Source organism: Bacillus sp. DJP31 (genome assembly GCF_049310945.1).
Classification (GTDB): domain Bacteria; phylum Bacillota; class Bacilli; order Bacillales; family SA4; genus Bacillus_BS.
In genome coordinates this window covers 32,536-55,733 of record NZ_JBMERO010000024.1, presented here as the reverse complement: position 1 = coordinate 55,733, position 23,198 = coordinate 32,536, and the positions used below count along the sequence as shown (strand labels likewise).

General features: G+C 38.2%; 24 protein-coding genes and 1 tRNA gene. All 25 read right to left on the bottom strand.

Annotated elements, in window-relative coordinates; genetic code table 11:
• Positions 1-408: 408 nt before the first annotated feature.
• Positions 409-1,911: a lysine--tRNA ligase gene (gene lysS, locus ACOI1C_RS17830; protein ID WP_422511946.1), complete on the bottom strand. Its 1,503-nt coding sequence runs from the start codon at positions 1,909-1,911 to the stop codon at positions 409-411.
• Between the two features lie 121 nt (positions 1,912-2,032).
• Positions 2,033-3,034, bottom strand: a complete 1,002-nt coding sequence (gene dusB, locus ACOI1C_RS17825) for a tRNA dihydrouridine synthase DusB (RefSeq protein ID WP_422511945.1) — start codon at positions 3,032-3,034, stop codon at positions 2,033-2,035.
• 15 nt (positions 3,035-3,049) lie between these two features.
• Positions 3,050-3,259 (bottom strand): helix-turn-helix domain-containing protein, encoded by a 210-nt coding sequence (locus ACOI1C_RS17820; protein WP_422511944.1) that lies wholly within the window; start codon positions 3,257-3,259, stop codon positions 3,050-3,052.
• Positions 3,211-3,732 carry a 2-amino-4-hydroxy-6-hydroxymethyldihydropteridine diphosphokinase gene (gene folK, locus ACOI1C_RS17815; protein WP_422511943.1) on the bottom strand — a complete coding sequence of 174 codons (522 nt, stop codon included), beginning with the start codon at positions 3,730-3,732 and terminating at the stop codon, positions 3,211-3,213. Before folK ends, ACOI1C_RS17820 begins: the two co-directional genes overlap by 49 nt.
• Positions 3,722-4,093, bottom strand: coding sequence for a dihydroneopterin aldolase (gene folB / locus ACOI1C_RS17810; RefSeq protein WP_422511951.1), 372 nt, complete (start codon positions 4,091-4,093; stop codon positions 3,722-3,724). Before folB ends, folK begins: the two co-directional genes overlap by 11 nt.
• Positions 4,086-4,862 (bottom strand): dihydropteroate synthase, encoded by a 777-nt coding sequence (gene folP / locus ACOI1C_RS17805; RefSeq protein ID WP_422511950.1) that lies wholly within the window; start codon positions 4,860-4,862, stop codon positions 4,086-4,088. Before folP ends, folB begins: the two co-directional genes overlap by 8 nt.
• Positions 4,863-4,968: 106 nt before the next feature.
• Positions 4,969-5,802 (bottom strand): aminodeoxychorismate lyase, encoded by an 834-nt coding sequence (gene pabC / locus ACOI1C_RS17800; protein WP_422511942.1) that lies wholly within the window; start codon positions 5,800-5,802, stop codon positions 4,969-4,971.
• Entirely contained in the window at positions 5,787-6,389 is a 603-nt protein-coding gene (gene pabA, locus ACOI1C_RS17795) for an aminodeoxychorismate/anthranilate synthase component II (RefSeq protein WP_422511941.1), read from the bottom strand. Before pabA ends, pabC begins: the two co-directional genes overlap by 16 nt.
• Before the next feature lie 13 nt (positions 6,390-6,402).
• Positions 6,403-7,839: an anthranilate synthase component I family protein gene (locus tag ACOI1C_RS17790; RefSeq protein WP_422511940.1), complete on the bottom strand. Its 1,437-nt coding sequence runs from the start codon at positions 7,837-7,839 to the stop codon at positions 6,403-6,405.
• Positions 7,840-8,132: 293 nt separating this feature from the next.
• Positions 8,133-9,056, bottom strand: coding sequence for a cysteine synthase A (gene cysK, locus ACOI1C_RS17785; RefSeq protein ID WP_422511939.1), 924 nt, complete (start codon positions 9,054-9,056; stop codon positions 8,133-8,135).
• A 74-nt stretch (positions 9,057-9,130) separates the two neighbouring features.
• Positions 9,131-10,045 carry a peptidyl-prolyl cis-trans isomerase gene (locus ACOI1C_RS17780; RefSeq protein ID WP_422511938.1) on the bottom strand — a complete coding sequence of 305 codons (915 nt, stop codon included), beginning with the start codon at positions 10,043-10,045 and terminating at the stop codon, positions 9,131-9,133.
• Between the two features lie 31 nt (positions 10,046-10,076).
• On the bottom strand, positions 10,077-10,952 hold the full coding sequence (gene hslO / locus ACOI1C_RS17775; protein WP_422511937.1) for an Hsp33 family molecular chaperone HslO: 876 nt from the start codon (positions 10,950-10,952) through the stop codon (positions 10,077-10,079).
• The gene (locus ACOI1C_RS17770) at positions 10,945-11,745 is read right to left on the bottom strand and encodes a type III pantothenate kinase (RefSeq protein ID WP_422511936.1); all 801 of its coding nucleotides are present in this window, start codon (positions 11,743-11,745) and stop codon (positions 10,945-10,947) included. The genes hslO and ACOI1C_RS17770 overlap by 8 nt, the downstream gene beginning before the upstream one ends.
• A gap of 213 nt (positions 11,746-11,958) precedes the next feature.
• Positions 11,959-13,884 carry an ATP-dependent zinc metalloprotease FtsH gene (ftsH, locus tag ACOI1C_RS17765; protein WP_422511935.1) on the bottom strand — a complete coding sequence of 642 codons (1,926 nt, stop codon included), beginning with the start codon at positions 13,882-13,884 and terminating at the stop codon, positions 11,959-11,961.
• Between the two features lie 96 nt (positions 13,885-13,980).
• Positions 13,981-14,523: a hypoxanthine phosphoribosyltransferase gene (hpt, locus tag ACOI1C_RS17760; RefSeq protein ID WP_422511934.1), complete on the bottom strand. Its 543-nt coding sequence runs from the start codon at positions 14,521-14,523 to the stop codon at positions 13,981-13,983.
• A gap of 20 nt (positions 14,524-14,543) precedes the next feature.
• Positions 14,544-15,929, bottom strand: a complete 1,386-nt coding sequence (gene tilS, locus ACOI1C_RS17755) for a tRNA lysidine(34) synthetase TilS (RefSeq protein ID WP_422511933.1) — start codon at positions 15,927-15,929, stop codon at positions 14,544-14,546.
• Between the two features lie 126 nt (positions 15,930-16,055).
• Positions 16,056-17,051 (bottom strand): protein kinase domain-containing protein, encoded by a 996-nt coding sequence (locus tag ACOI1C_RS17750; RefSeq protein WP_422511932.1) that lies wholly within the window; start codon positions 17,049-17,051, stop codon positions 16,056-16,058.
• Positions 17,017-17,754 carry a VWA domain-containing protein gene (locus tag ACOI1C_RS17745; RefSeq protein WP_422511931.1) on the bottom strand — a complete coding sequence of 246 codons (738 nt, stop codon included), beginning with the start codon at positions 17,752-17,754 and terminating at the stop codon, positions 17,017-17,019. The genes ACOI1C_RS17750 and ACOI1C_RS17745 overlap by 35 nt, the downstream gene beginning before the upstream one ends.
• A gap of 104 nt (positions 17,755-17,858) precedes the next feature.
• Positions 17,859-20,333, bottom strand: coding sequence for a stage II sporulation protein E (gene spoIIE / locus ACOI1C_RS17740; RefSeq protein ID WP_422511930.1), 2,475 nt, complete (start codon positions 20,331-20,333; stop codon positions 17,859-17,861).
• A gap of 226 nt (positions 20,334-20,559) precedes the next feature.
• Positions 20,560-20,633 (bottom strand) — tRNA-Met (locus ACOI1C_RS17735).
• A gap of 368 nt (positions 20,634-21,001) precedes the next feature.
• Positions 21,002-21,466: a S1 domain-containing RNA-binding protein gene (locus ACOI1C_RS17730; protein WP_422511929.1), complete on the bottom strand. Its 465-nt coding sequence runs from the start codon at positions 21,464-21,466 to the stop codon at positions 21,002-21,004.
• Between the two features lie 73 nt (positions 21,467-21,539).
• Positions 21,540-21,923 carry an FtsB family cell division protein gene (locus ACOI1C_RS17725; RefSeq protein ID WP_422511928.1) on the bottom strand — a complete coding sequence of 128 codons (384 nt, stop codon included), beginning with the start codon at positions 21,921-21,923 and terminating at the stop codon, positions 21,540-21,542.
• Between the two features lie 16 nt (positions 21,924-21,939).
• Positions 21,940-22,539 carry a spore cortex biosynthesis protein YabQ gene (yabQ, locus tag ACOI1C_RS17720; RefSeq protein WP_422511927.1) on the bottom strand — a complete coding sequence of 200 codons (600 nt, stop codon included), beginning with the start codon at positions 22,537-22,539 and terminating at the stop codon, positions 21,940-21,942.
• Positions 22,536-22,841: a sporulation protein YabP gene (gene yabP, locus ACOI1C_RS17715; RefSeq protein WP_422511926.1), complete on the bottom strand. Its 306-nt coding sequence runs from the start codon at positions 22,839-22,841 to the stop codon at positions 22,536-22,538. The genes yabQ and yabP overlap by 4 nt, the downstream gene beginning before the upstream one ends.
• A gap of 75 nt (positions 22,842-22,916) precedes the next feature.
• On the bottom strand, positions 22,917-23,189 hold the full coding sequence (locus tag ACOI1C_RS17710) for an RNA-binding S4 domain-containing protein (protein WP_422511925.1): 273 nt from the start codon (positions 23,187-23,189) through the stop codon (positions 22,917-22,919).
• Positions 23,190-23,198: the final 9 nt, after the last annotated feature.

Here is a 23,198-nt window from a genome sequence, read left to right as displayed (position 1 = left end):
ACTTTTTCGCGATAGCGAAAATAGCTTTCAATAGTTCCCTCACAAAAGTGAAAGGAACCTTCATCTGTATGAATACAGATGTTTTGTTACATTTTTGACAAGGACTAGAAAGTCCTAGTCAAGCTTGACGTTCTGTTTAGTTTTCAAAGAACTTGTGTGCCGCTCTCAAAAGCGACTTTATAAATATACCATCATTGTAAAGAATCGTCAACACTAATTTAATTTTTTTACAAACAATTAAACAATTAATATTTGCTTTTCAAATATTTTTTCGCGACAACGTTTATAACTATAACACCTTCATTCATTTTTTTCAACAGGAAATATTTTCATATAAGTTTGAAACTAATTTTCGGCATAGATATTACAAAAAAAGCCCGCTGAGGTTCTCAGCAAGGCTTTTGTTTATTACTCTGATTTTATATTTTCTCTATGTCTCATCTGCGGAAATAATAGTACATCTCTAATAGAAGGGGCATTAGTCAATAACATCACTAATCGATCGATCCCGATTCCAAGTCCTCCCGTTGGAGGCATTCCATACTCCAGCGCTTCAATGAAATCCTCATCCATCTCTTGAGCTTCATCATTTCCTTGCTCTTTTTCTTTTAGTTGTGCTTCAAAACGTTCTCTTTGATCAATTGGGTCATTTAGTTCAGTAAAGGCATTTGCATGTTCTCTAGCGACAATAAATAGCTCAAAACGATCAGTAAAGCGAGGATCCTCTGGATTTTTCTTAGCTAAAGGAGAGATTTCAACTGGGTGTCCATATATAAAGGTCGGCTGAATTAGTTTTTCTTCTATCTTTTGTTCAAAGAATTCATTTACGATATGCCCATATAGCATATGCTCACTTATTTCTACACTGTGTTCTTTAGCGAGTTGTCTTGCTTCCTCTAATGACATCTCTCTCCAAAAGTCTACACCTACATATTCCTTAACTGCATCAACCATATGAAGTCTTGTCCATTGAGGTGATAAGTTTATCGTGTACTCTCCATATTGCACGGTAGTAGTTCCTAACACTTCTTGTGCGATATGAGCGACTACATTTTCAGTTAGGGACATGATGTCATTGAAATCTGCATATGCTGCATACAATTCAAGCATTGTAAATTCAGGGTTATGTCTAGTAGATACCCCTTCATTCCTAAATACTCGACCAATTTCATAGACCTTTTCTAAGCCACCAACTATTAACCGTTTTAAATGGAGCTCAATTGCGATACGCATATAAAGAGTCATATCTAATGCATTGTGATGAGTCACGAACGGACGTGCCGATGCTCCTCCAGCAATCGAGTGCATGGTTGGCGTTTCAACCTCTAAGTATCCTTGGTTATCAAGGTATCTTCTCATTGACTGGATAATTTTACTTCTCATAATAAATGTATCACGGCTTGCTGGATTCATAATTAAATCCAAGTAACGCTGTCTATACCGTTGTTCCACGTCCTTTAAACCGTGGTATTTTTCTGGCAAAGGCTTGAGTGATTTTGTCAGTAATTCAAAACTAGTAGTCTTGATGGACAATTCCCCGACTTGTGTTTTAAAAACAAATCCAGTCACTCCAACAATATCTCCGATGTCCGCAGTGTCAAAAATTTCATAGGCCTCTTCCCCAACAGCATCTTGTCGAATATATAGTTGAATTTGCCCGCCTAAATCTTGAATATGTGTGAATCCTGCTTTACCTTTTCCACGCTTTGTCATAATTCGGCCAGCGATCGTAACCTCGATATTCTGTCTATCTAGTTCTTCTTTAGAAGCTTCACCATAAAGGGAAGTCAACCCCACAGATGTATGTGAACGTTCAAAACGTTTTCCAAATGGATCTAATCCTTTTTCACGTAGCTTATGTAATTTTTCCCGGCGCACCTTTACCTGATCATTCAACTCTTCAAAACTCAACATTCTCACTCCAAACTTAATGGGTTTTATTTATAAATGAATAAAACTGCCAGTAGCGTACAGGCAGTGGGCAATCTTCTTTATGGGTATTATAGGTCAGTCTGATAGGTAAGTCAAACGATTAAACGACTTGAACTTCGTTTCGCTCTCTTGCTTCTACCTCTTCTACTAAATAAGACAATAACGTAACTAAATCACTTCTGGTGTTACAGTCGTTAATGCTATTTCGTACCTTTGCATTTCCTTTTATTCCTTTTAAATACCAAGCAGCATGTTTACGCATTTCTCTAACAGCAATCATTTCACCTTTAAGAGCTATTAATCGGTCTAAATGAAGAATACAAACATCAATTTTTTTTCTGATCGATGGCTCTTCCATAAGCACACCTGTTTCTAGGTATTTAACGGTTTGATAGATCATCCAAGGGTTACCAAGAGCAGCACGACCTATCATGACTCCATCAACACCCGTTTCCTCTAGCATGCGCTTTGCATCTTGAGGAGTCTGTATATCACCGTTTCCAATCACAGGAATCGATACCGCTTGTTTAACTTCTTTAATAATGTCCCAGTTTGCATGACCTTCGTACATTTGAACTCTCGTTCTTCCGTGAAGAGCCACGGCCTTTCCACCTGCACGTTCAACCGCTCTAGCATTTTCAACCGCAAAAATACGATCTGAATCCCAGCCCATTCTCATTTTTACAGTAACAGGCTTATCAACAGCATCTGCTACAGCTGCGACCATTTCATAAATTTTATTAGGATCTAGAAGCCATTTAGCACCCGCATCACATTTTGTGATTTTCGGTACAGGACAGCCCATATTGATATCGATAATATCAGCTGTTGTATTTTTATCTACAAATTTAGCAGCTTCCACTAAGGTATCTTTTTCACCACCAAATATTTGGAGGCTAAGAGGTTTCTCGCGTTCATCTATATAGAGCATTCCCATTGTTTTGGCATTTTTATAAAGAATAGCTTTGTCACTGACCATCTCTGCACAAACAAGACCTGCACCAAATTCTTTTACTGTTAGACGAAAAGCGGCGTTACATACTCCGGCCATGGGAGCAAGAACGACTTGGTTTTTCATCTGAATATCACCTATTTTTAGCATGGATTAACCTCCTTTTTAGTTTTCTTTTGGTGTTAAATCTTCTATTGAAATATTAAGTGACTCTGCGACACTATTTAGCAGCTCTTCACTAGGCGCTCTATTTCCACGTTCAATTTCCCCAAGTATTGAAACCGAGATACCCAAATACTTGGCAAAACCTTCTTGTGTATAGCCCTTTAGTTTTCGAAAAGCTCGTATACGCCTTCCCCACATCGAAGCTTCCATATTTGAACCCCATCTCTATCTAGTTGTTCCATATATATATCTTTCACTTTTCGTCCATTAACGGTTAGCTCTTGATCAATCTCAAAGAGTGGGACAATAACAAATGCCCGTTCGTGCATTCTTGGATGTGGAACAATTAAGTCTTCTGCTATAATATTCTCTTGGTTGTATAACAAAATGTCAAGGTCTAAAGTTCTTGGCCCCCACTTCATCTCCCTATTCCTACCAAGTACTAATTCAATGTTTTGTATAACAGATAAGAGTTCATGCGGAGACATACTAGTAGAAATTTCTATAACCATATTCAGAAAAGAATCTTGTTCTGTAAATCCAACAGGCTCTGTTTCATATATTGAAGAATAATTAAGGATTTTTATTCGTTCATTTTTCACTAATGCTTTTATAGATTCTTCTAAATAATAAACTCTTTCCTGGATGTTGGAACCAATACCAATAAAAACCCTATTCTTCATGCCTACTCCTTGTCAAGACAACACTGACAGATTGGTAATAGCCTGGAATAGGAGGGTCAGGTTTAATTAATTTTAATGTACATTCTTGAATCAAGGGAAACTCGTTTAAGAGCTTCTCACATAGGTCCTCTGCTAGAGATTCAATCAGCTTTTTAGGTTCTTCGCCTTCGACGATACGGCGACAAAGGTCATATACTTGTGCATAATTGACTGTATCATTCAAATCATCACTTTTTCCCGCTTTTGTTAAATCTAATGAAAGGGAAAGATCCACAATAAATCGCTGACCAAGTTTCGTTTCCTCTTGTAAAACTCCATGATACCCATAAAACATCATCTGTTGAAGTTCAATCTTATCGATGCTGTCCATCTCCTTTGCCAACTAGAGTGTCCATGACCTTCGCCATTCTTGAGATAGGCTGTACATCATGAACACGCATGATACTGCATCCCTTTTGAATACCTAGACATACCGTTGCACCTGTTCCTTCCATTCTCTCACTAGGTGGAAGATCAAGAATTCGGCCTATAAAGGCTTTTCTGGATGTGCCCAATAAGACAGGATAACCCAGTGCTACGATTTGATCCATATTCTGTAGCACATTAATATTCATGTCAAAATCCTTTGCAAAGCCAATACCAGGATCTAGAATAATGTGTTCATCTTTTACTCCTGAAGCTTTAGCGATGGATATACTCTCCATTAGGTCTTTAATAACATCACGCATTAAATGCGTATAATTTTTATTATCACGATTATGCATTAAGACAATTGGCACATTATAATGTGCAGCAACTTGTGCCATCTTTGGATCCGCTTTAGCACCCCATACATCATTAATCATATGTGCACCCGCTTCAATAGCCCTTTTCGCAACCTCAGCTTTATATGTATCAATTGAGATGGGAGCATCAATACTCGAAGAAAGAGCTTTTATCACAGGAATTATTCTTTCCAATTCCGTATCAAGAGCCACTTCACTGGCCCCCGGTCTGGTTGACTCTCCCCCTACATCTAACAGATCTGCCCCGTTTTGAATCATGTATCTAGCATGGTCAACTGCAGCCGGAATGTTTGTGAAGTTCCCACCATCTGAGAATGAATCTGGAGTAACGTTTAATATGCCCATGATGTAGGTCTTTTTTTTACTATCTAGTTGATATGAGCCACAAGGGATAATTGTATTTATAAATGTAGACAATTTTCATCATACCTCTCCACCCTAGTTTCATTGTTTAGAGTATGTGTTTTAATTCATTATATTTTTTCTGCAACCACCTTGTTATATGTCTCTCACTTTTAGGAAATAGTTTATGTTCTATTTTGTATAAAGGAATAATCTCCTGAATAGAGTTAGTTATAAAAGCCTCATCACTTGATAATAGATCATCTAAACTAAAAAATCCTTCTTTATAGGTTATTTTCGCCTCTTCAAGTAGCTTTAAAACAAACTGTCTAGTAATTCCATTCAGGATTCCTGTCTCGATGTGAGGGGTGTACACGATTCGATCCTTTACCCAGAAGAGATTTGACACAATACCTTCAGCAACAAAACCCTCTTTTGTTAAGAAAATCCCTTCGAGTTCTGTATTTTGTCCAATTTCTTGTTTGCCCAAGATATTATTTAAATAATGGTGGGATTTTAACCGGTAGGATCCTTCCGGAGTATTACGACGTATTTTAAGAAAGACGCCCTTCTTCTCCTTCACCATTTCAGGTATCTGCTTGACGTAAATGATTGTTGTAGAATCTTTATAAGGTTCTGTTATTAGACCAAGACCACTTGGACCCGCTGAAACATTAAGACGGATGTAAGCATCTTGAAGTTTATTTTTATGAAGGATCTGTTGAATAGCATCAACGACCTGTTCATTAGTTACATCCCACTGTATTTGAAGCTCTGTTAATCCTTTTCGCAAACGGTGTAAATGATCAACTAATAAAAAAGGATGACCTTGATAGACTCGAAACGTTTCAAATAGCCCAAGGCCATACATAAATCCGTGGTCAAATACGGAAATAACTGCTTCTTCTTCTTTTATGATTTGGCCATTTAAATAGATGTACATACCACGGGTTCACCTTTTTTTCCATACAACTCAACAAAGTTCTTCAAAAGTTGTTTTCCAGAAGAAGTCATGATTGATTCTGGGTGGAATTGAACTCCTTCGATTGGTAATTCCTTATGACGAATTGCCATGATTTCTTGCTCTTGTGTCCATGCAGTAATTTCAAAAGTATCTGGTAGACTTTCCTTCTTTACAATCAAGGAATGGTATCTAGTTGCTACAAAAGGGAGTTCAAGCCCTTTGAAAATCGTTTTTCCATTATGATGGATTGGGGAGGTTTTTCCATGCATTAAACGCTCGGCTCTCACGACTTCACCACCAAAAACTTGAGCAATTGACTGATGACCTAAACAAACTCCGAAGATCGGTATTTTTCCTGCAAAGTATTCGATTGCCTTTAAACTTATTCCCGCTTCATTTGGACTACAAGGACCTGGTGATATCATTAATAAGGAAGGATTTAGCGCCTCAATCTCTTCAATTGTAATTTGGTCATTTCTTTTTACAACTAATTCTTGCCCTAGCTCTCCTAAATATTGAACTAGATTAAATGTAAATGAGTCATAGTTATCAATCATTAAAATCATTCTCTTCTCTCCTCTACTCAGCTACTTTTTGTCTATTCTCTTTCTCTTCAGCCACTTCTTTAGCCTGCCATAAAGCCTTTGCCTTCTTTAACGATTCTTTATATTCGAAATCTGGGTTGGAATCGATGACTACTCCTGCACCCGCCTGGATGTAAGCTATCCCTTCCATTACCATCATCGTTCGAATCGAAATATTCAAGCACATATCTCCATTATACCCTATCCAGCCAATTGATCCTGTGTAAATACCTCTTCTAACGGGTTCTAGTTCCTCGATAATCTCCATTGTTCTTATCTTTGGAGCACCCGTAATGGTACCTCCAGGAAATACGGCATTTATAACATCATATGCATCATATCGATTTAACAATGTGCCTTTTACGTTAGAAACGATGTGCATAACATGAGAGTAACGCTCAATGACCATGAATTCATCAACCTGTACCGTCCCATATTGACAAACTCTACCTAGGTCATTTCTCTCGAGATCGACTAGCATCACATGCTCTGCGCGTTCCTTTTCATTGTCAATTAGCTCGCGGGCTAGCTTTTCATCCTCCATTTCATCCTTGCCTCTCGAACGGGTACCTGCAATTGGTCTCGTACTTACTTGATCCCCATCCTTTTGAATAAGCAACTCCGGGGACCCACTAACTATTTGAAAATCAGGTGTGTGCATGTAAGCCATGTATGGAGATGGATTGATTTCCCTTAACACTGAATAAACATCTATCGCATTCACCAGTAGGGCTTGTGCCTGTCTAACAGAAAGGTTAACTTGAAAGACATCCCCTGCGGATATATATTCCTTTATTTTTTTTACTGCTTGTCCAAATTGAGGTTCTGTAAGGGACACTTGTAACTCATCCGCTACAGTTGGAGTCAAGGTGCTTGCCTCGTCCTTACCTTCATTAGATATAGTGGTTGTTTCCCAAACTTTTTGCAAGTATAGTAATCTTTCCTCTGCATCTGACTGTTCATTTTTCTCCATGCATACAATTATATAAAGCATTTCTTCTTGATGATCAAAGACAAATACATCGTCGAAGATCATGAAAAATAAATCTGGAACATCCAAATCATCAATTGAACTCTGTGGTAATTTCTCAATATACCTTGCATAGTCATAACTCAAAAAGCCAATCGCTCCTCCTTGAAAAAATGGAAGACTTAGATTGGTTTCTATCTGAGCTTCTTTCATCCAGTCTCTCATTAAAAGTAGAGGATTACCTGTTTGAGTAGTTGTCTTACCTAGGTTGGATATTTCTAAGATATTGTTCTTACCTTTTAGGATAGCAACTGGATCTAACCCCATTACGCTATACCTACCACCTCTTCCACTTTCAAGAAGTGCATGATGGGTATTTTCTCTGCTAATGTATTGGTAGAAAGGAAACCAGCTTTCCTTTTGTATGCTTATTTTTTTATAGAACGGATATTTCTTCCCCATATGACACTCTCCTAGTAAAGTTACTTATATTTTACATGATTCCGTGAAAGCGGACATCTTTTTCGTTCATTATTTCAAATGAACTTTATGGGAAAAGTCACTTGGAAAATAGGAGTACAAAAGGCAAAAGCAACCCATTTTGCTCAGGTATAGCAGATGTCCTTAAGAATTATAGGCGCATTTTCGCCCTTGGCCGCGCGGTTTTGTGACCTCAGGCGAGCTTGACGCTGGTGCAGGATGTATATAAAGCATCTACTTCCTACTATAAAAAAAAGCAACCCTTTGCAGGCTGCCTACTCTTCAAATTGATATAGTGCTGTAGTTAGATAACGCTCTCCATTACTCGGAATAATGGCAAGCACTTTTTTACCTTTCCCTAATTCTTTTGCAACTTTTATTGCGGCAAAAATGGCTGCACCAGAGGAAATACCACCAAGTAGACCTTCTTCACGAGCCGCACGTCTTGCATACTCGAAAGCTTCTTCAGTCTTCACATGGATAATTTCGTCGTAAATCTTTGTATCCAAAATTTCCGGAATAAAATTTGCCCCAATTCCTTGTAGCTTGTGTGGTCCTGGCTTTCCACCTGCCAAAATAGGAGAATCAAGGGGCTCAACTGCATATATCTTAATTGTTGGATAATTCTCTTTTAAAAATAAACCGGCACCTGTAATCGTACCACCCGTGCCAATCCCGGAAACGAAGGCATCTAGTTGTTCTCCCATTTGCTTAACGATTTCTGGACCTGTTGTTAAACGATGAACCTCAGGATTTGCTGCATTTTTAAACTGCTGTGGCATGAAGTAACCGTGTTCAATAGACAGTTCTTCCGCTTTCTTCACAGCCCCGTTCATCCCTTCAGATCCTGGGGTTAAAACAAGTTCTGCCCCATAGGCACGAAGTAGATTGCGTCGCTCCATGCTCATCGTTTCAGGCATTGAAACAATCAGCTTATATCCCTTTGCTGCAGCTACCATCGCTAACCCAATCCCTGTGTTTCCACTAGTTGGTTCAATGATTGTGTCTCCTAATTTTAATGTTCCGTTCTTTTCAGCCGTCTCCACCATAGCTAGCGCGATCCGATCTTTTACACTACTTCCAGGGTTCATAAATTCTAATTTCAAATAAACTTCAGCCATATCTTCATCGACAAGATTATTTAATTTAACAATGGGTGTTTCCCCAATTAGTTCTGTAATTGAATTTGCCACTCTCATCTAAAGCACCCCTTAATTCCTAGTATTATTATAGGTTTTATTTAAAATTTAACAAAAGGTGTTAGAATTGTCAATTATTTCGACTTATCATAAAACCAATTGACATCAACTTCATCCCAAAATTGTTCAGCTGTTACCTTGCCTTCAATTTGTCCTAAAGCTAGCTGTCTACGAATATGATCCTTTATGTCGTCATAAGAAAACTCTTTTCCTTCCAATGTCTCGTGAAGAAAGAGAACTGCATATTCTTCTCCTATTTGAATTGGACCTTCCCACTTCTTTTCTTCTAATGTTGAAAGAAGCACATCATATTCTTTAGGTAAATATCCACTTTCTCTTGTAACAAAACCTAGATCTCCTCCATCATTTGAAGAAAATTCGTCTGTTGATTTTTCCATTGCTAAAACGGAGAATTCAGAACCAGCTTTTAGCTCATCAAGCACTGTTTGGGCTTCTTCCTTTGTTTTAACCTTTATGTGCGAAAGATGATAGGTAGTTGGAATTTGGAAAAGAGTTTGATTTTCGTTATAAAACTCTTGGATAAGTTCCTCTGGGATTGTTACATCTCTTGTTAACATTTCCTCTAACAATAGGTCATATTTAATCTGTTCTTTCCATTCTTCTTGATCAGATATTTCTTCATTTTCTACTGAATTATACATAGCTTTGATCATTAGTAATTCTTGCTCAACGGTTTCATCTGATACTTTAATAGTATGTTTGTCTGCGAGCTGATAAATCACTTCTCGGTTAATTATTTCTTTTAGTGTTTCTTTTCCATATAACTTTTCTAACTGATTCAGCCAATCCTGATGTGTAATATTTAGATCTCCTACTGTTGCTACAACCTCATCGGTAGCAGAAGAGGCTGTTTTTACAAGAGCAGGTATCGCTAGTCTCTCCTGCTTACCCGTAAACCACATTCCTAATGTAAGACAATTCGTTGCAACTAGAATGAAGACTGCCACCCATACCCCTTTGTTATTCAAATTTCTCTCTCCCTATATAACTATTCTTTAGCTATTCTTTAGGTAATAAATTTTCTAGCTCTTCTTTTGTGAGTTCGTATCGTTCGTTACAGAAATGACATTGTGCTTCTGCTTTTCCCTCTTTTTCAATCATATCTTCAATTTCTTCCTTGCCTAAGCTCTGGATCGCGCTCTCAATTCGTTCCTTTGAGCAGTAACAGTGAAACCCAATAGGGAATTGACCTATTACTTTTACTGTCCCTTCACCCAGAACTTCATCTAAGATTTCCTCTGGAGTTAATCCTTTTTGAATCAGCTTTGAGACAGGCTCAATTGTTTGTAGCCTTTTTTCAATTGCATCAATCGTTTCATTGCTAGTACCAGGGAGTAATTGAATGATAAAGCCACCCGATGCTAAAATTGTATGATCGGGGTTTACTAAAACCCCCACACCAACTGAGGAGGGAACTTGTTCTGAAGTGGCAAAATAATACGTGAAGTCCTCTCCAAGTTCACCCGAGACAATAGGAACCTGTCCTGAGAAATATTCCTTTAATCCTTGGTCTTTCGCAACAGCTAGATAGCCATCTGTTCCAACTGCTCTTGCAACATCTAGTTTTCCAGCTTTGTTCAAATCAAAATGAACATGCGGATTTGTCACATAGCCACGAACTTGTCCTTTACCATCACTGTCGACAATGATTGTTCCAATTGGTCCGCCGCCCTCTATCTTAATCGATAATTTGTCATTCCCTTTAAGCATAGCCCCCATCATAACACCAGCGGTAATAGCACGCCCTAGAGCCGCTGAAGCAGTTGGCCATGTGTCATGGCGTTTTTGGGCTTCACCTACTGTTTCCGTTGTTCGTACAGCAAAAGCACGAACTTGTCCTTCATGGGCTAATGCTCGAATTAAATAATCAGACATTAAAATGTCCCCTTTCTACTTCCACGTTTCTTTGGTTGCGTAAATAAATCATATATAGTCCTTTTAACGTAAGAAAAGGATCAATGATATCAATGACAGTAGATTCATTTGAAATCAATGAGGCAAGCCCACCTGTTGCGATAACCTTTGGATTGGTGCCAGATTCTTGTTTCATCCGTGTAACAATTCCCTCAACTTGTCCAACATATCCATATACAATTCCCGCTTGCATGGCACTTACTGTATTTTTCCCCACAATGGTTTCTGGCCTTGCAATTTCTATACGAGGGAGCTTAGCGGCCTTTGAATATAAAGCTTCTGTGGATATATTGATTCCAGGAGCTATGGCTCCACCCATGTATTGCTTCTCTTCATTTATGTAACAATACGTAGTAGCTGTGCCGAAGTCAACAATAATGAGTGGACTACCATATTGCGCAATACCTGCCACTGCGTTTACTATTCGATCCGCACCAACTTCTCTTGGATTTTCGTACTTAATATTTAACCCCGTCTTGATTCCCGGTCCAACGATAAGAGCATTCAAATGAAAGTATTTCTGACACATACGCTCTAATGGAAACATAATAGGGGGAACAACAGAAGATATAATAATTCCCGTTATATCCGAAAATGTGATTCCCTCGTGGAGCAGTAGAGACTTAATGAGCATGCCATACTCATCCTCTGTCTTATTACGATTCGTCTCAAACCTCCAATGGTACTTTAATTTCTCTTTATCAAAAACACCTAATACTGTATTGGTATTCCCTACATCTAGCACAAAAATCATATCTATCACCTTCTAAATTTTCTCGAATTTACTTTGAACCCAACTATAACTATCTTATCATAATTTACCTTTTACCCGAGCTTTTCTTGAACTACATTCTGTAAAAATGACTTTAGAAAACACTTCATTTAGTCATGAACCAAATGAGGTCTCACTTTTAGTAAATTTGTCTGATGAAAAAAAATAAGAAGCTTGGGCCTAAGCCCGAGCTTCTTATTTTTCTTCATCTAATGGTTCTTCTTTTTTGGTAGAAATAGTAACTTTTATTTCGTCGATCTTTTCTTCTTTAGGAATTTTCACGATAGGTTCAGGAAGTTTTCCTTCTTCAACTAGGTGCTTAATCTGTCTAGCATCTAGTGTTTCTACTTCTAACAATGTCTGAGCAACTAATTCAAGCTTATCACGATTGTCAGTCAGAATTTGTTTAGCCTTTTCAAAGGATTCCTTAATAAATCGCTGGATCTCTAAGTCAATTTCGTAGGCGAATTTCTCACTGTAATTCTGTTCGTTATGAAAATCTCTACCTAAGAAAACTTGACCGCCTTGAGCCTGACCAAATTGAAGAGGTCCAAGTCTTTCGCTCATTCCATATTCGGTAACCATTTTACGAGCAATTCCGGTAGCACGCTGAAAGTCATTATGCGCACCGGTACTTGCTTCACCAAATACAAGTTCCTCTGCAACGCGTCCACCTAGTAAACCTGTAATCTTATCAAGTAGCTCCGGCTTTGTCATAAAGTAACGGTCTTCTTTCGGAAGCATGACTGCATACCCTCCAGCTTGACCCCTCGGTACGATTGTTACTTTGTGAACGATATCCGCTTCACTTAACACAGTGCCGATAATGACATGTCCAGCCTCATGATAGGCAACAATGTTTCGTTCCTTTTTTGAGATAACACGACTCTTCTTAGCTGGACCCGCGATTACTCGGTCTGTTGCTTCGTCGATATCTTCGTTATCAATTTTCTTTTTACTATGTCTTGCAGCTACAAGCGCCGCTTCATTTAAAAGATTTTCAAGATCAGCACCTGAGAAGCCTGGTGTCCGCATTGCAATAGCTTTCAGATCAATATCATCAGAAAGAGGTTTATTTCTTGAATGAACCTTCAGTACAGCTTCACGACCCTTAATATCTGGGCGGTCAACTGTAATTTGACGGTCAAAACGTCCAGGTCGTAACAAGGCAGGATCTAAGATGTCTGGACGGTTTGTAGCAGCTACAATAATAACTCCTTCATTGGCACCGAATCCATCCATCTCAACAAGTAACTGGTTTAGCGTCTGCTCTCGTTCATCATGGCCTCCACCTAAACCAGCACCACGCTGACGTCCAACTGCATCAATCTCATCTATAAAGATAATACAAGGTGCATTTTTCTTGGCATTTTCAAATAAGTCACGAACACGTGAAGCTCCAACCCCAACAAACATTTCAACAAAGTCAGATCCACTAATTGAGAAGAATGGAACTCCTGCTTCTCCAGCAGTAGCTCGAGCGAGTAGGGTTTTACCTGTTCCTGGTGGACCCACTAGTAGAATTCCTTTTGGAATCCGTGCACCTAATTCAGTAAACTTACGAGGATCCTTTAAAAACTCCACTACTTCAACAAGCTCTTGCTTTTCCTCGTCAGCACCCGCAACATCTTTGAAGCGAACCTTTTTCTTTTCTTCACTGTAAAGCTTAGCCTTACTCTTACCGAAGTTCATGACACGACTACCGCCGCCTTGAGCTTGGTTTAATAAGAAGAAGAATAAAATAAAGATAATGACAAACGGGATAATGGATGTAAAGAATGTTACCCATCCACTTGTTTCTTCTGCAGTCTGGATATCCACCTTTTTCTGTTGTGCTAATTCCTCAATACGTTCAAGTGCTTGAGGACTATTTGTTACATATGTAAGAAATGTCTTGTCTTCATCTTTGCCATAAGCCTCTAACCTACCTCGAACTTCAAAGACGCCTAGTTTTGGTTGCATTGTTATTTCAGTTACTTCTCCATTATCAAGGTGTTGAATGAACTCATCATATGTTAATTCATCAACTGGCTGGTTTGAACCTGTAAAGAAACTAACAACCCCAATTACGACTAAAAATATTAATAGATAAAAGATGGTATTACGGAAGATCCGATTCATCCCTTTCCTCCTCCCATGTATACAAACTATGTTAAATCGTACCATATAATAACAGTGTATTACAAATCATTGCCTTTAGCCTACTAATACGATTTATTATGCATTCTGATAAACTTCTGGCTTCAAGACACCTATATAAGGAAGATTGCGATATCTTTCTGCATAATCCAAGCCGTATCCAACTACAAACTCATCTGGTACGATAAACCCTACAAAATCAGCTTTAATATCGGCCTTTCTTCCTGTTGGCTTATCAAGCAGTGTAACAATTTTGATTGACTTGGCTTTCCTGTATTTGAATAGCTCTACAAGATAACTTAAGGTTAGGCCACTATCGATGATATCTTCAATAATCAAGATATCTCTTCCTTCAACTGATGTATCTAAATCCTTAATGATCTTCACTTCACCAGAAGAGACCGTAGAGTTACCATAACTTGAAACGTCCATAAAGTCCATTTCGAGATGGGTATTGACTCTTTTTAATAAATCTCCCATAAACGGCATAGCGCCTTTTAGTACACCAACAGCTAAAGGAAATCGATTATTGTATTCCTTTGTTAAACGCTCACCTAACTCTTTTACCTTTTCTTGAATATCACTCTCAGAAATGAGTACTTTTTCAATTTCTTCATGCATGCTTGCGATCCTCCTAGAAGTCATTCCCTTTTGAAAAATAGAACTGTATACAATGTTTGATGCTTATCAACAGTTTCAAACCTAGATTTCTTTAGTCCTGGTATCCATAGAATTTGACCTTCTTGATTTGCTACAATCGGCCAAGATGCCCTATCATGATGAGGAATTTTTTCATCAATAAAGATATCTTTTATCTTCCTTGATCCATTCATACCCTTTAATTGAATTCTGTCTCCCTGCTCTCGGTTCCTTACAGTTAAAGGAGAGCTGTTATAGGTAGCGTCTAAAATAAACATAGAATTGCTCGTTGTGGTAGGGTATTGACGGTGTTCCTCCACCCATAATTCTTGCCCATTGGGAAAAAGAATCTTGTCCTTATTCATAAGACAATAAGAATACTTATATACCTTATCCTCTTCGAACGTAAACATGCATGCATCATAAGAACGTTTGATGATTAAACCTTGGGGAAAGTGTAAAGTGCCTGATGGACGAACACTTACAATCAAATGAAAAATTTGTTCGATATGTAAAAAACATAAAGAACTAGGAACTGAATGATATAGATAAGTTAATATTAGATGAAGTCCCCTTCTTTGTAAAGGAATAGGCAATTCTAAAAGTGCCTTAATTGAGAGTTCTATCTGGTTGTCATTTTTCTTTTTAATTACTGTATTCATTCTCTCGATTGTTAATTCCTCTAAAAAGCATTCATCTTCAATTTGTCTTTCGCTAAATTGCTGAAACATCTCGTGTACATTAGGGTTCTCTTTTTTTACAAAAGGTATTATCACATTACGAAAACGATTCCTTGTATAAATATCTTTTGTGTTTGAAAGATCGAACTTGGGCTCTAGCTCGAATTTTTTGCAGTATGAGAGAATTTCCGCTTTACTAACCGGTAACAAAGGACGAATGACATAACCCTCATGCCACGTTCGTTTCGGTAGAATTCCTGAAATAGCTTTCCCTAATGCGCCTCTTACTAATCTCATCAGTATGGTTTCTACTTGGTCATCCCCGTGTTGAGCCAGTGCCAATATACTTGCCTTATGTTTATCCGATACCTCTTTAAAAAAGGCATAACGACATTCCCTTGCAGCAACCTGACTTGATATACCTTGCTCTTTTTGATACGTAGTGACATTTATTTGTGTCACTTCACACGGTATTTGATGTTGACGACAATAGGACTCTACAAATTTCAATTCTGCGGCTGATTCCTCACCACGAAACATGTGGTCAATATGTGCAGCAACTATATTCCAGCCTTCCCTTTCTCGGTTCGTCCACAAGAAATGTAACAACGCGAGAGAATCAGGACCTCCGGATACGCCTACTACAATGGTGCTATTAGGTTCGACTAAATGATGTTTAGTCATGAAACGTCTAATTTTTTCTTCCATATGCAACGGTCCAATTCATTCTTAGTATATAGCTTGCTTGGTTATCGTATCACTTATTTTTAAATTAACCAAATAAAGTGACGCTTGTGACAGACTCCAATAATTCAGCAACTAGGATATAGAAGGCTAAATTAACTGACCATAAATATAAAGGATATAGGCTAAAAATAAAAAGAGAAGAATTAATAAGGTCTCCAGTGTCCCCTTTTTTTCCTTCGTCTTTTTTACTGTTCGTTGTTGATTTCTAGTATTCGTAGAAGTTTGTGTTTTTGTCTGGATATTTCTTTTTTTCGGTGGGGCCGTCACACTTGCTTTACTCATAGAGATCACAAGGTCTCGTCTCATGTCCAATGCTTTCGTATATTTACCTTCAATCGCACCAAGGAGAACGTCCTGGTATTTTCTAAGAGCGGAGTGTGTGGTAATCATTTGTTTGATTTGTTGGGGCCCATCATTACCTTTAGAAAAACGCTTTGGATAAGCTGCATTTATCATGATCATTGCCACTGCAAACAAGTCATATGACGGCTCTGCAACTCTCGATCCAAGCCCCCAATATCCACGATCAAAGAATTCAGTAAATTCTTTGATGGACCTACCTTGGATGGTAACCCCCCCAACATCTAACCAACGAATTCTAGGTGGAGGGCCTGTTACTAATAAGTTATCTGGCTTTAAATCACCAAACACCCAACCCTCTTGATGTAATCTATCTAGATCAAGCAAGAGTTGTGAACAAAGAATACCTGACCATTCCTCACCTCGGTTCGCAACAAAATGCAAAAAGTTCTCGCCCTTTACATATTCCATTGCATAAAATGGAACAGTCATTCTGAGTTCAGATCGGTGCCAATCATCCACATCTAATAAAGAAGGCCCAAGGGAAGATCCTTGGACCTTTGAAAAGTGTTTAAGAACATTCACTTCAGAAGTTATGGACATACTGTTATCATTTAACTTTAGTGCAACTAAACCACTTGTACTACTCGCTAGATAGACGACTCCGTTCGCTCCATATCCTAGCGGTTTTAATATCCGATATGATTGTTTATGCCATTTACCTGTGATAACAGTCCCTGAGGAGGCTTTACATGCCTGATTCTTCAAAGTATTGTTCATCACGGGAAATCAAACTCCTTAGTGATCGTTTCTTTTCAAAGTGAGACAAGGCTGCACGAAGGGCTGGCCCAGTTGGAGTAATTCCCCCAGATGTCAGCTTTGGGAAAACCGATGTCAGTGTCTCAAGCTTTGGCGTCCAATCTAAAATCCTCTCTACTTCTTTCTTTTTCCCAGGAAATACGAATACTGAGAATTTATTATCCCCCATTCTTGCATTCAAGCTTAAGGATAAGTCTAGTATAGCTTCTTTTACAGTTGGTAGTTTATCCTTCATACTAGCACTCGTATCTACTAAAACTAGAACCTCTAATTCAACCGTCTCTCCAAGCTCATCAACAACTTCCATAACCTCGCCACGTTTATCCGGTGGTAAGTCCTCCATCGATGTCTTGGATCCTAGTATTTGCTGTAATTCTTTATTTACAAAACCTTGTAGTGTTTGAGTCATAGCTTTCCTTGTCACCATTTGAACGGTATGTGATAATTGCTTCGCATAGACGATCTGACTAACTCCGCCACCCGACATGGCGATTCCATCAATCTCTTGCATGCCCTTTTCCTCTATTGTATCTTCTTCCAGTACACCAATAACATTTACAGTAATTCCTTGTTCTTTAGCTAAAGCAGCCATCGCTATCGGGTCTTCCCCCTGATTTGAACAACCATCTGTAATTAAAAGGATTTGCTTTATCGTCCCTTTCCTCACTTTTATCCCCTCCTCCATAATGTAGTACCATCATGGACGGAAAGTAGGGCTTTTATACGTTTCTATCACTTTTTTTAATCTGATAGTCTGTTAAACTTTATTCTCTACATCACTCTCTTTCGATTAAGAGGAATCGCTGCCCATACAGGCAGGTTTCTCTTAATTTTTGCAACAACAATGGTCATATCATCCTCAATTTGGCCACCTCTAGTACGAATCACTTCTTCCATAATGATATCTGCTATTTCCTGAGGATCTTCTGTTTTTAATTCTTTAATTTTTCTTTTCATCCATATATCATAATTCTCAACATGCTTTGGACCCTCGAATATTCCATCACTCATCATAATCAATAAGTCTCCAGCCTTTAATTGTTCACTGACAACATCTACATCAAACTCTTGAATGATGCCCATAGGCAAGTTGCTAGCTTCTATATCCATGACTCTGTCTCCGCGCTTTATGAAGCTCGGTGTGGAACCTATCTTCAGAAATTTTGCACTAGCATCCTGTAGATCGATCATTGCTAAATCTAGCGTTGCAAAAATTTCATCTGTTGTTCGTAAGGAGAGGATTGAGTTCACAGATTTAATCGCAACCTTTTCTTCTATTCCGCTTTTCAAAATCTTTTGCAAGAGTAGTAGTGTTTCGTTGCTTTCTAAATGAGCTCTTTCTCCATTTCCCATGCCATCACTAATCGCAATGGCGTATTTTCCTGCGCCTAACTCAATAGTAGAATAACTATCGCCTGATACTAAGCCGCCACCTTTTGCTGCATTGGCAATCCCGGTCTCAATGACATATGCTTTCGCAGAGCCAAAGCTGACGTGACAATTTCCGTTGGGATAGGCTGCGCACTCTTCTTTTTTAACTGCGATCGTTTCTCCTAAAATTTCGGATAGTATAGGGGCAATTAATTTCTCGCATTCTCCTCTTCCGTTACAATATGGAACACTCATCTCGATATCTACGTTTCCTTGTTCAAGGCTATAAATATCTGCATGACCAACTTCTATTCCAAAATCTCTTAGAGCATCAAGAATTTGTTCTTCCTGAATTGAATGATTTTCCCGCTCTCTTTGGATCTCTTTTGCAAAGTCGCCCATTACTTGTGATACTCCGAGTAATTGGTCAGCAACTAGACGTCTACTTTCGATTACTTGTTTTTTAAGTTTTTGATTAGCTTGATAATAGGTTAACTCGTATTGTATCGCTTCGGTTACTTTAGAAGATTTGACACAATATTTATCCCATTCTCTTTGAAAGGAACTGTTTCTTTGTGGCGGATATTCTTCTGATTCTTGCATAATCTTATGCATATGCTCATAGGTTGTAGAGAAGTTCTTCGACCAGCAATGCTCCTTTTTAAAACAGGTTTGACATGTCTTTTCAGTCACATTACTAAATAAATAATCAAGTTCTCTCTCATCATCTTTTACCTCACCGGTTAATCCATATTGAGAGAAACTTTTTGATAAAGCTTGAAAGACACTGGAAAATTGTTCAACTCTATTTGCTGTCACATCTCTTATTTTCCTTAAATATTGCTGTTGCTCTGTCGCATGCTCTGCTGTTCCTGGAATGAATCTTGCAATTTTGGAAATGAAGGATTGTGGTGTTAAGAAAAACAAGGAAATTGCCACAAGTGATTCAAACACTGTATTTAATAATACACTTTGATTTTCTCCATAAAGACCAATCAATAAAGTAGCAATTAACAATCCTACACCAACACCAAACTTCCTACCTTCTTTTAATAAACCTCCTAGTAATCCTGAAAATGCGAGTAAACTCATTTGGGCAAGGCTTGCTACATTTGCGAGACTTAAGATTAGTCCCATCACGACACCTACCGTTGATCCGATAGTGGCCCCTGCACAGAATGAAAAGATCAATACTAAGTATCTAGAGAAAATATGCTCAATCGACATATCATAAACGGTCCAACCAATTGTACCCGTTAGAATAGAGGCTAATAGAATGATTAATGAAATAATTTCTTCTGTTTTTAAGGCTTGCTTTCTTTTTTTGAGACTTATAAGAGGGACGCTTTGAAGGAAAATGACGGTTAGTATAAAGCTTAGTCCTGCTTCAACTGACAGCATTGTTAGATTATAGAGACTCATCTCGTTAGTAATCATGAAAGTGAAAATGAGATTTGCAAAAAGACCCGATCCCAAAACAATATAAGGTAATGCCTTCACCAAGGAATAGTTAAATCGATTTACAAGTAGTCGGATGGCTAGAAATAGGAGAATCGCTGTGAATACAAGACCTGCTTGCTCCACTCCGACTGATGCTGCTCCTGCTACTAATGTAATCATAGCAAGAATCGATTTGTCCCTCTTCATCGTAAAAACAGCAGCAAAAAACGGCAAAGTAAACGGCATAATTTGTTCTAGAATGATGGCTCTTCCTAAAAGAAAGCCAATTATCATAATTAGTAGTCCCTTTTGGAATAATAAGCTTTCTACCTTTTGTTGTAACTTTATTATCACATGTGACAAAGAGCTCTGCACCCGATCTACAATCGTTACTTCTGCTAATGCCCCAGCGACATTCCTTCCAGTTTCGTGCATAATATCTCCCCTTAGCGAATATTATAGTTGGTAGTTAGTATACCTAGTCATTCTCTAGTTTTTTGTCAAAAGAACAAGACAAGTTACAGAAATTGTTCGACTATTTTCACTAAATAAGACACAAAACGTAATTTTTTTGACGTTTTTTTCTGACAATTCATTCGAATTTGTGTTTTTGAACAAATAAAAAAACTGTATCTATTAAGATACAGTTTTTTTTAGGTTATAGCGGCGGAGGGAGTCGAACCCACGACCTCACGGGTATGAACCGTACGCTCTAGCCAGCTGAGCTACACCGCCATAATGATATATGTTACTTTTTTGTGACACTTTACGCAAGTACGTCCCGATCTCAGAAGTTCTTGCAAGATGCGGCTCAATCGTTACTCTGAAGCCTTTTCGAAGAAGCTTATTCGGGCGCGCTCTAGCCAGCTGAGCTACACCGCCATGATAAAAAAGTGACCAGGCACAATTGATATCTTACCGTCGATACATAGGAAAGTCAATAAGAATTTGTCGAGAATTAAATTGAAAATAACAGAAAAAATAGTTCTTGTCAGAATCACTCGAGGAATTGCAATAAAGTTCACGATACAGCTTTCATAAAAAAAATCGAGAACCATAATTAGCTCTCGATTAGTAATCTATATTATTAAGGACAGCAAGTACTAACCGCGTCTTGCCCCACGTCCACCTCGTTTTGATTCAGTAGCACGTTTAAGGGTAGATAGACGATCTTCACTATCTTTTAGAAAACGGTTCATTTTTTGTTCGAACGTCTCTTGCTCGAATTTGTCTCGGTAACCTCCGCCGCCTTGACGGTTAGAATTGCGCGGGCGTTGTGAGCTTGGGCGTGATGATGATGATGATGATGATGGTGAACTAGGTTGTGGTGGTCTTTCTTTTGCCTTTTTAATGGAGAGACCAATCTTTCCATCCTTCTCAACATTGATGACCTTTACCTCAACTTCGTCTCCAACCTTTAAGTGTTCATTGATATCCTTAACGTAATTGTCAGCCACTTCACTAATATGAACTAGACCTGTTGAGCCTCCTGGCAGTTCCACAAACGCTCCGAAATTCGTAATTCCTGTTACCTTACCTTGTACCTTGCTGCCTACTTCAATTGACATAAAAAAATTGCTCCTCCTTAAAATAAATCATAAATCAAATTGTCTTCATTATACCTAAACAGAATTTATAGTGTCAATAAGACTCAGATTCCTCAGGAACGGAAAATATAATTTCATCTACTTCTGATAAAAAATAATCACGCCTGGCAATCTTAGCTATATACTCATCGTCATTTAATTTTACGATTTCTTCTTCTAGCTTTCCTTGCTCTTTTTCCATTTCCTTGAGATCACTCTGTAATTTTTCTCTCTCCATCATTTTATTTTCAAATGTGGCACTTTGTGATAAAAATGTCGAGATCATTAAGTACCCAATAACGGAAAGGATAATTCCAAATGCAGTTAAACGTCTTGCTAATCCTCGGCGACGGTGTGAAACGAGCTTCTGACGCTGTTCAACTACTTTTTGATAGTCTGATTGAATTTGTCTAATCTTATCATTTTTAAATGTGGCCATGCTCGTCTACATCCTCCTAACCTCGGAAGTTTTTCAACCAATTTCTCACAATTATTCTTAAATTCTTTATCTTATTTTGAATTCCTGCTATTTTGTAAAAAAACATCTTGATTTTTTTAGGAACCAACCTCCAAAGTAACATTCCCAGCCATTTAATCGGGGTTAATAAAACCTTGATGAAGAAAGCTAGTACATTCAGAGTTAGTTTCCATATGCTTATTAAAAAAACAAGTAGTATTTGGATTATATAGCGAATTGGTTTAATTATCAAGACTGTTGTAAGTTTAGCCATAAAATTATATGCCCCAACCACAAGCTTGGTTAGAATTTCTAAAAAACTCATGTAGGCAGATTTCAGTAGACTTTGATAAGCTGCATACCCACATACTATAGCCAGAAACACGTAGAAACGCAATTCCCCTTCATTAACAATTAATAATGTATAAAAAATAATGAGTCCTTGAACGATCCAAAACACGAGGTCATTAATAAATACAAACCACCTTGCACGACTAGGTCGCTTTAAAAAGCGACCATATGTATCGAGCGCAGCTCCAACCCAGCTTCCCATCCCAAACATGGCAAGCATGGTATAGAATTGAACGGTAAGACTCATCGGAATAGCTTGCCAAAGAGTCCTTTAGCCTTTTCCCCGTGGTTATCATCTAAATATACAATATCCAGAATTCTCCCTTTGATTGAAACAACACCTTTATCAACATCAAGGTTTTTCATTTGTAAGCCTTGACCGCGAATGGCTAATATCCCCATAACTGTTTCTAACAAGAACTCTTCATTATCGAAGCTTTCTACCTGTTTAACCCCTGTTATTTCTAAAATTCTTCTCCCTCTCATCACAACATCATGTTCGGGTGCCGTCGTTTTATTCTGCGTTCCTGTATCGTAATATTGACTCATCATTCATCCCCCACTCATTAAATTGACTTTTATAGTAAGTGTATGTGGGAAATGGGGTTTTAGAACAAGCTCTCTTTATAGAGATTCCTCTGAAGCAATTTTCTCTTCTTTTACTACTGTGTAAAGTTGTGTTGCTTCGTCCTTTTTAGATGTTTCCTGAATGGAATCGATTTGAACAGTCACAAGCTTTTGCCCAAATCTAATCATTAACGTATCACCGATTTTCACGTTAGAACTTGCCTTGGACTCTAGTCCATTTATCATAATTCTTCCTTGATCTGCTACTTCTTTTGCTAAAGTACGACGTTTAATCAGTCTTGATACCTTTAAAAATTTATCCAACCTCATAAATGACCC

What these genes read in the sequence shown, in the direction of transcription:
- dusB (WP_422511945.1), bottom strand. Translation starts at nt 3,034, where the DNA reads ATGCTAAAAATAGGTGATATTCAGATGAAAAACCAAGTCGTTCTTGCT.
- ACOI1C_RS17820 (WP_422511944.1), bottom strand. Translation starts at nt 3,259, where the DNA reads ATGGAAGCTTCGATGTGGGGAAGGCGTATACGAGCTTTTCGAAAACTA.
- folK (WP_422511943.1), bottom strand. Translation starts at nt 3,732, where the DNA reads ATGAAGAATAGGGTTTTTATTGGTATTGGTTCCAACATCCAGGAAAGA.
- folP (WP_422511950.1), bottom strand. Translation starts at nt 4,862, where the DNA reads ATGGGCATATTAAACGTTACTCCAGATTCATTCTCAGATGGTGGGAAC.
- pabC (WP_422511942.1), bottom strand. Translation starts at nt 5,802, where the DNA reads ATGTACATCTATTTAAATGGCCAAATCATAAAAGAAGAAGAAGCAGTT.
- pabA (WP_422511941.1), bottom strand. Translation starts at nt 6,389, where the DNA reads ATGATTTTAATGATTGATAACTATGACTCATTTACATTTAATCTAGTT.
- ACOI1C_RS17790 (WP_422511940.1), bottom strand. Translation starts at nt 7,839, where the DNA reads ATGGGGAAGAAATATCCGTTCTATAAAAAAATAAGCATACAAAAGGAA.
- cysK (WP_422511939.1), bottom strand. Translation starts at nt 9,056, where the DNA reads ATGAGAGTGGCAAATTCAATTACAGAACTAATTGGGGAAACACCCATT.
- hslO (WP_422511937.1), bottom strand. Translation starts at nt 10,952, where the DNA reads ATGTCTGATTATTTAATTCGAGCATTAGCCCATGAAGGACAAGTTCGT.
- ACOI1C_RS17770 (WP_422511936.1), bottom strand. Translation starts at nt 11,745, where the DNA reads ATGATTTTTGTGCTAGATGTAGGGAATACCAATACAGTATTAGGTGTT.
- ftsH (WP_422511935.1), bottom strand. Translation starts at nt 13,884, where the DNA reads ATGAATCGGATCTTCCGTAATACCATCTTTTATCTATTAATATTTTTA.
- hpt (WP_422511934.1), bottom strand. Translation starts at nt 14,523, where the DNA reads ATGCATGAAGAAATTGAAAAAGTACTCATTTCTGAGAGTGATATTCAA.
- tilS (WP_422511933.1), bottom strand. Translation starts at nt 15,929, where the DNA reads ATGGAAGAAAAAATTAGACGTTTCATGACTAAACATCATTTAGTCGAA.
- spoIIE (WP_422511930.1), bottom strand. Translation starts at nt 20,333, where the DNA reads ATGCACGAAACTGGAAGGAATGTCGCTGGGGCATTAGCAGAAGTAACG.
- ACOI1C_RS17730 (WP_422511929.1), bottom strand. Translation starts at nt 21,466, where the DNA reads ATGTCAATTGAAGTAGGCAGCAAGGTACAAGGTAAGGTAACAGGAATT.
- ACOI1C_RS17725 (WP_422511928.1), bottom strand. Translation starts at nt 21,923, where the DNA reads ATGGCCACATTTAAAAATGATAAGATTAGACAAATTCAATCAGACTAT.
- yabQ (WP_422511927.1), bottom strand. Translation starts at nt 22,539, where the DNA reads ATGAGTCTTACCGTTCAATTCTATACCATGCTTGCCATGTTTGGGATG.
- yabP (WP_422511926.1), bottom strand. Translation starts at nt 22,841, where the DNA reads ATGAGTCAATATTACGATACAGGAACGCAGAATAAAACGACGGCACCC.
- ACOI1C_RS17710 (WP_422511925.1), bottom strand. Translation starts at nt 23,189, where the DNA reads ATGAGGTTGGATAAATTTTTAAAGGTATCAAGACTGATTAAACGTCGT.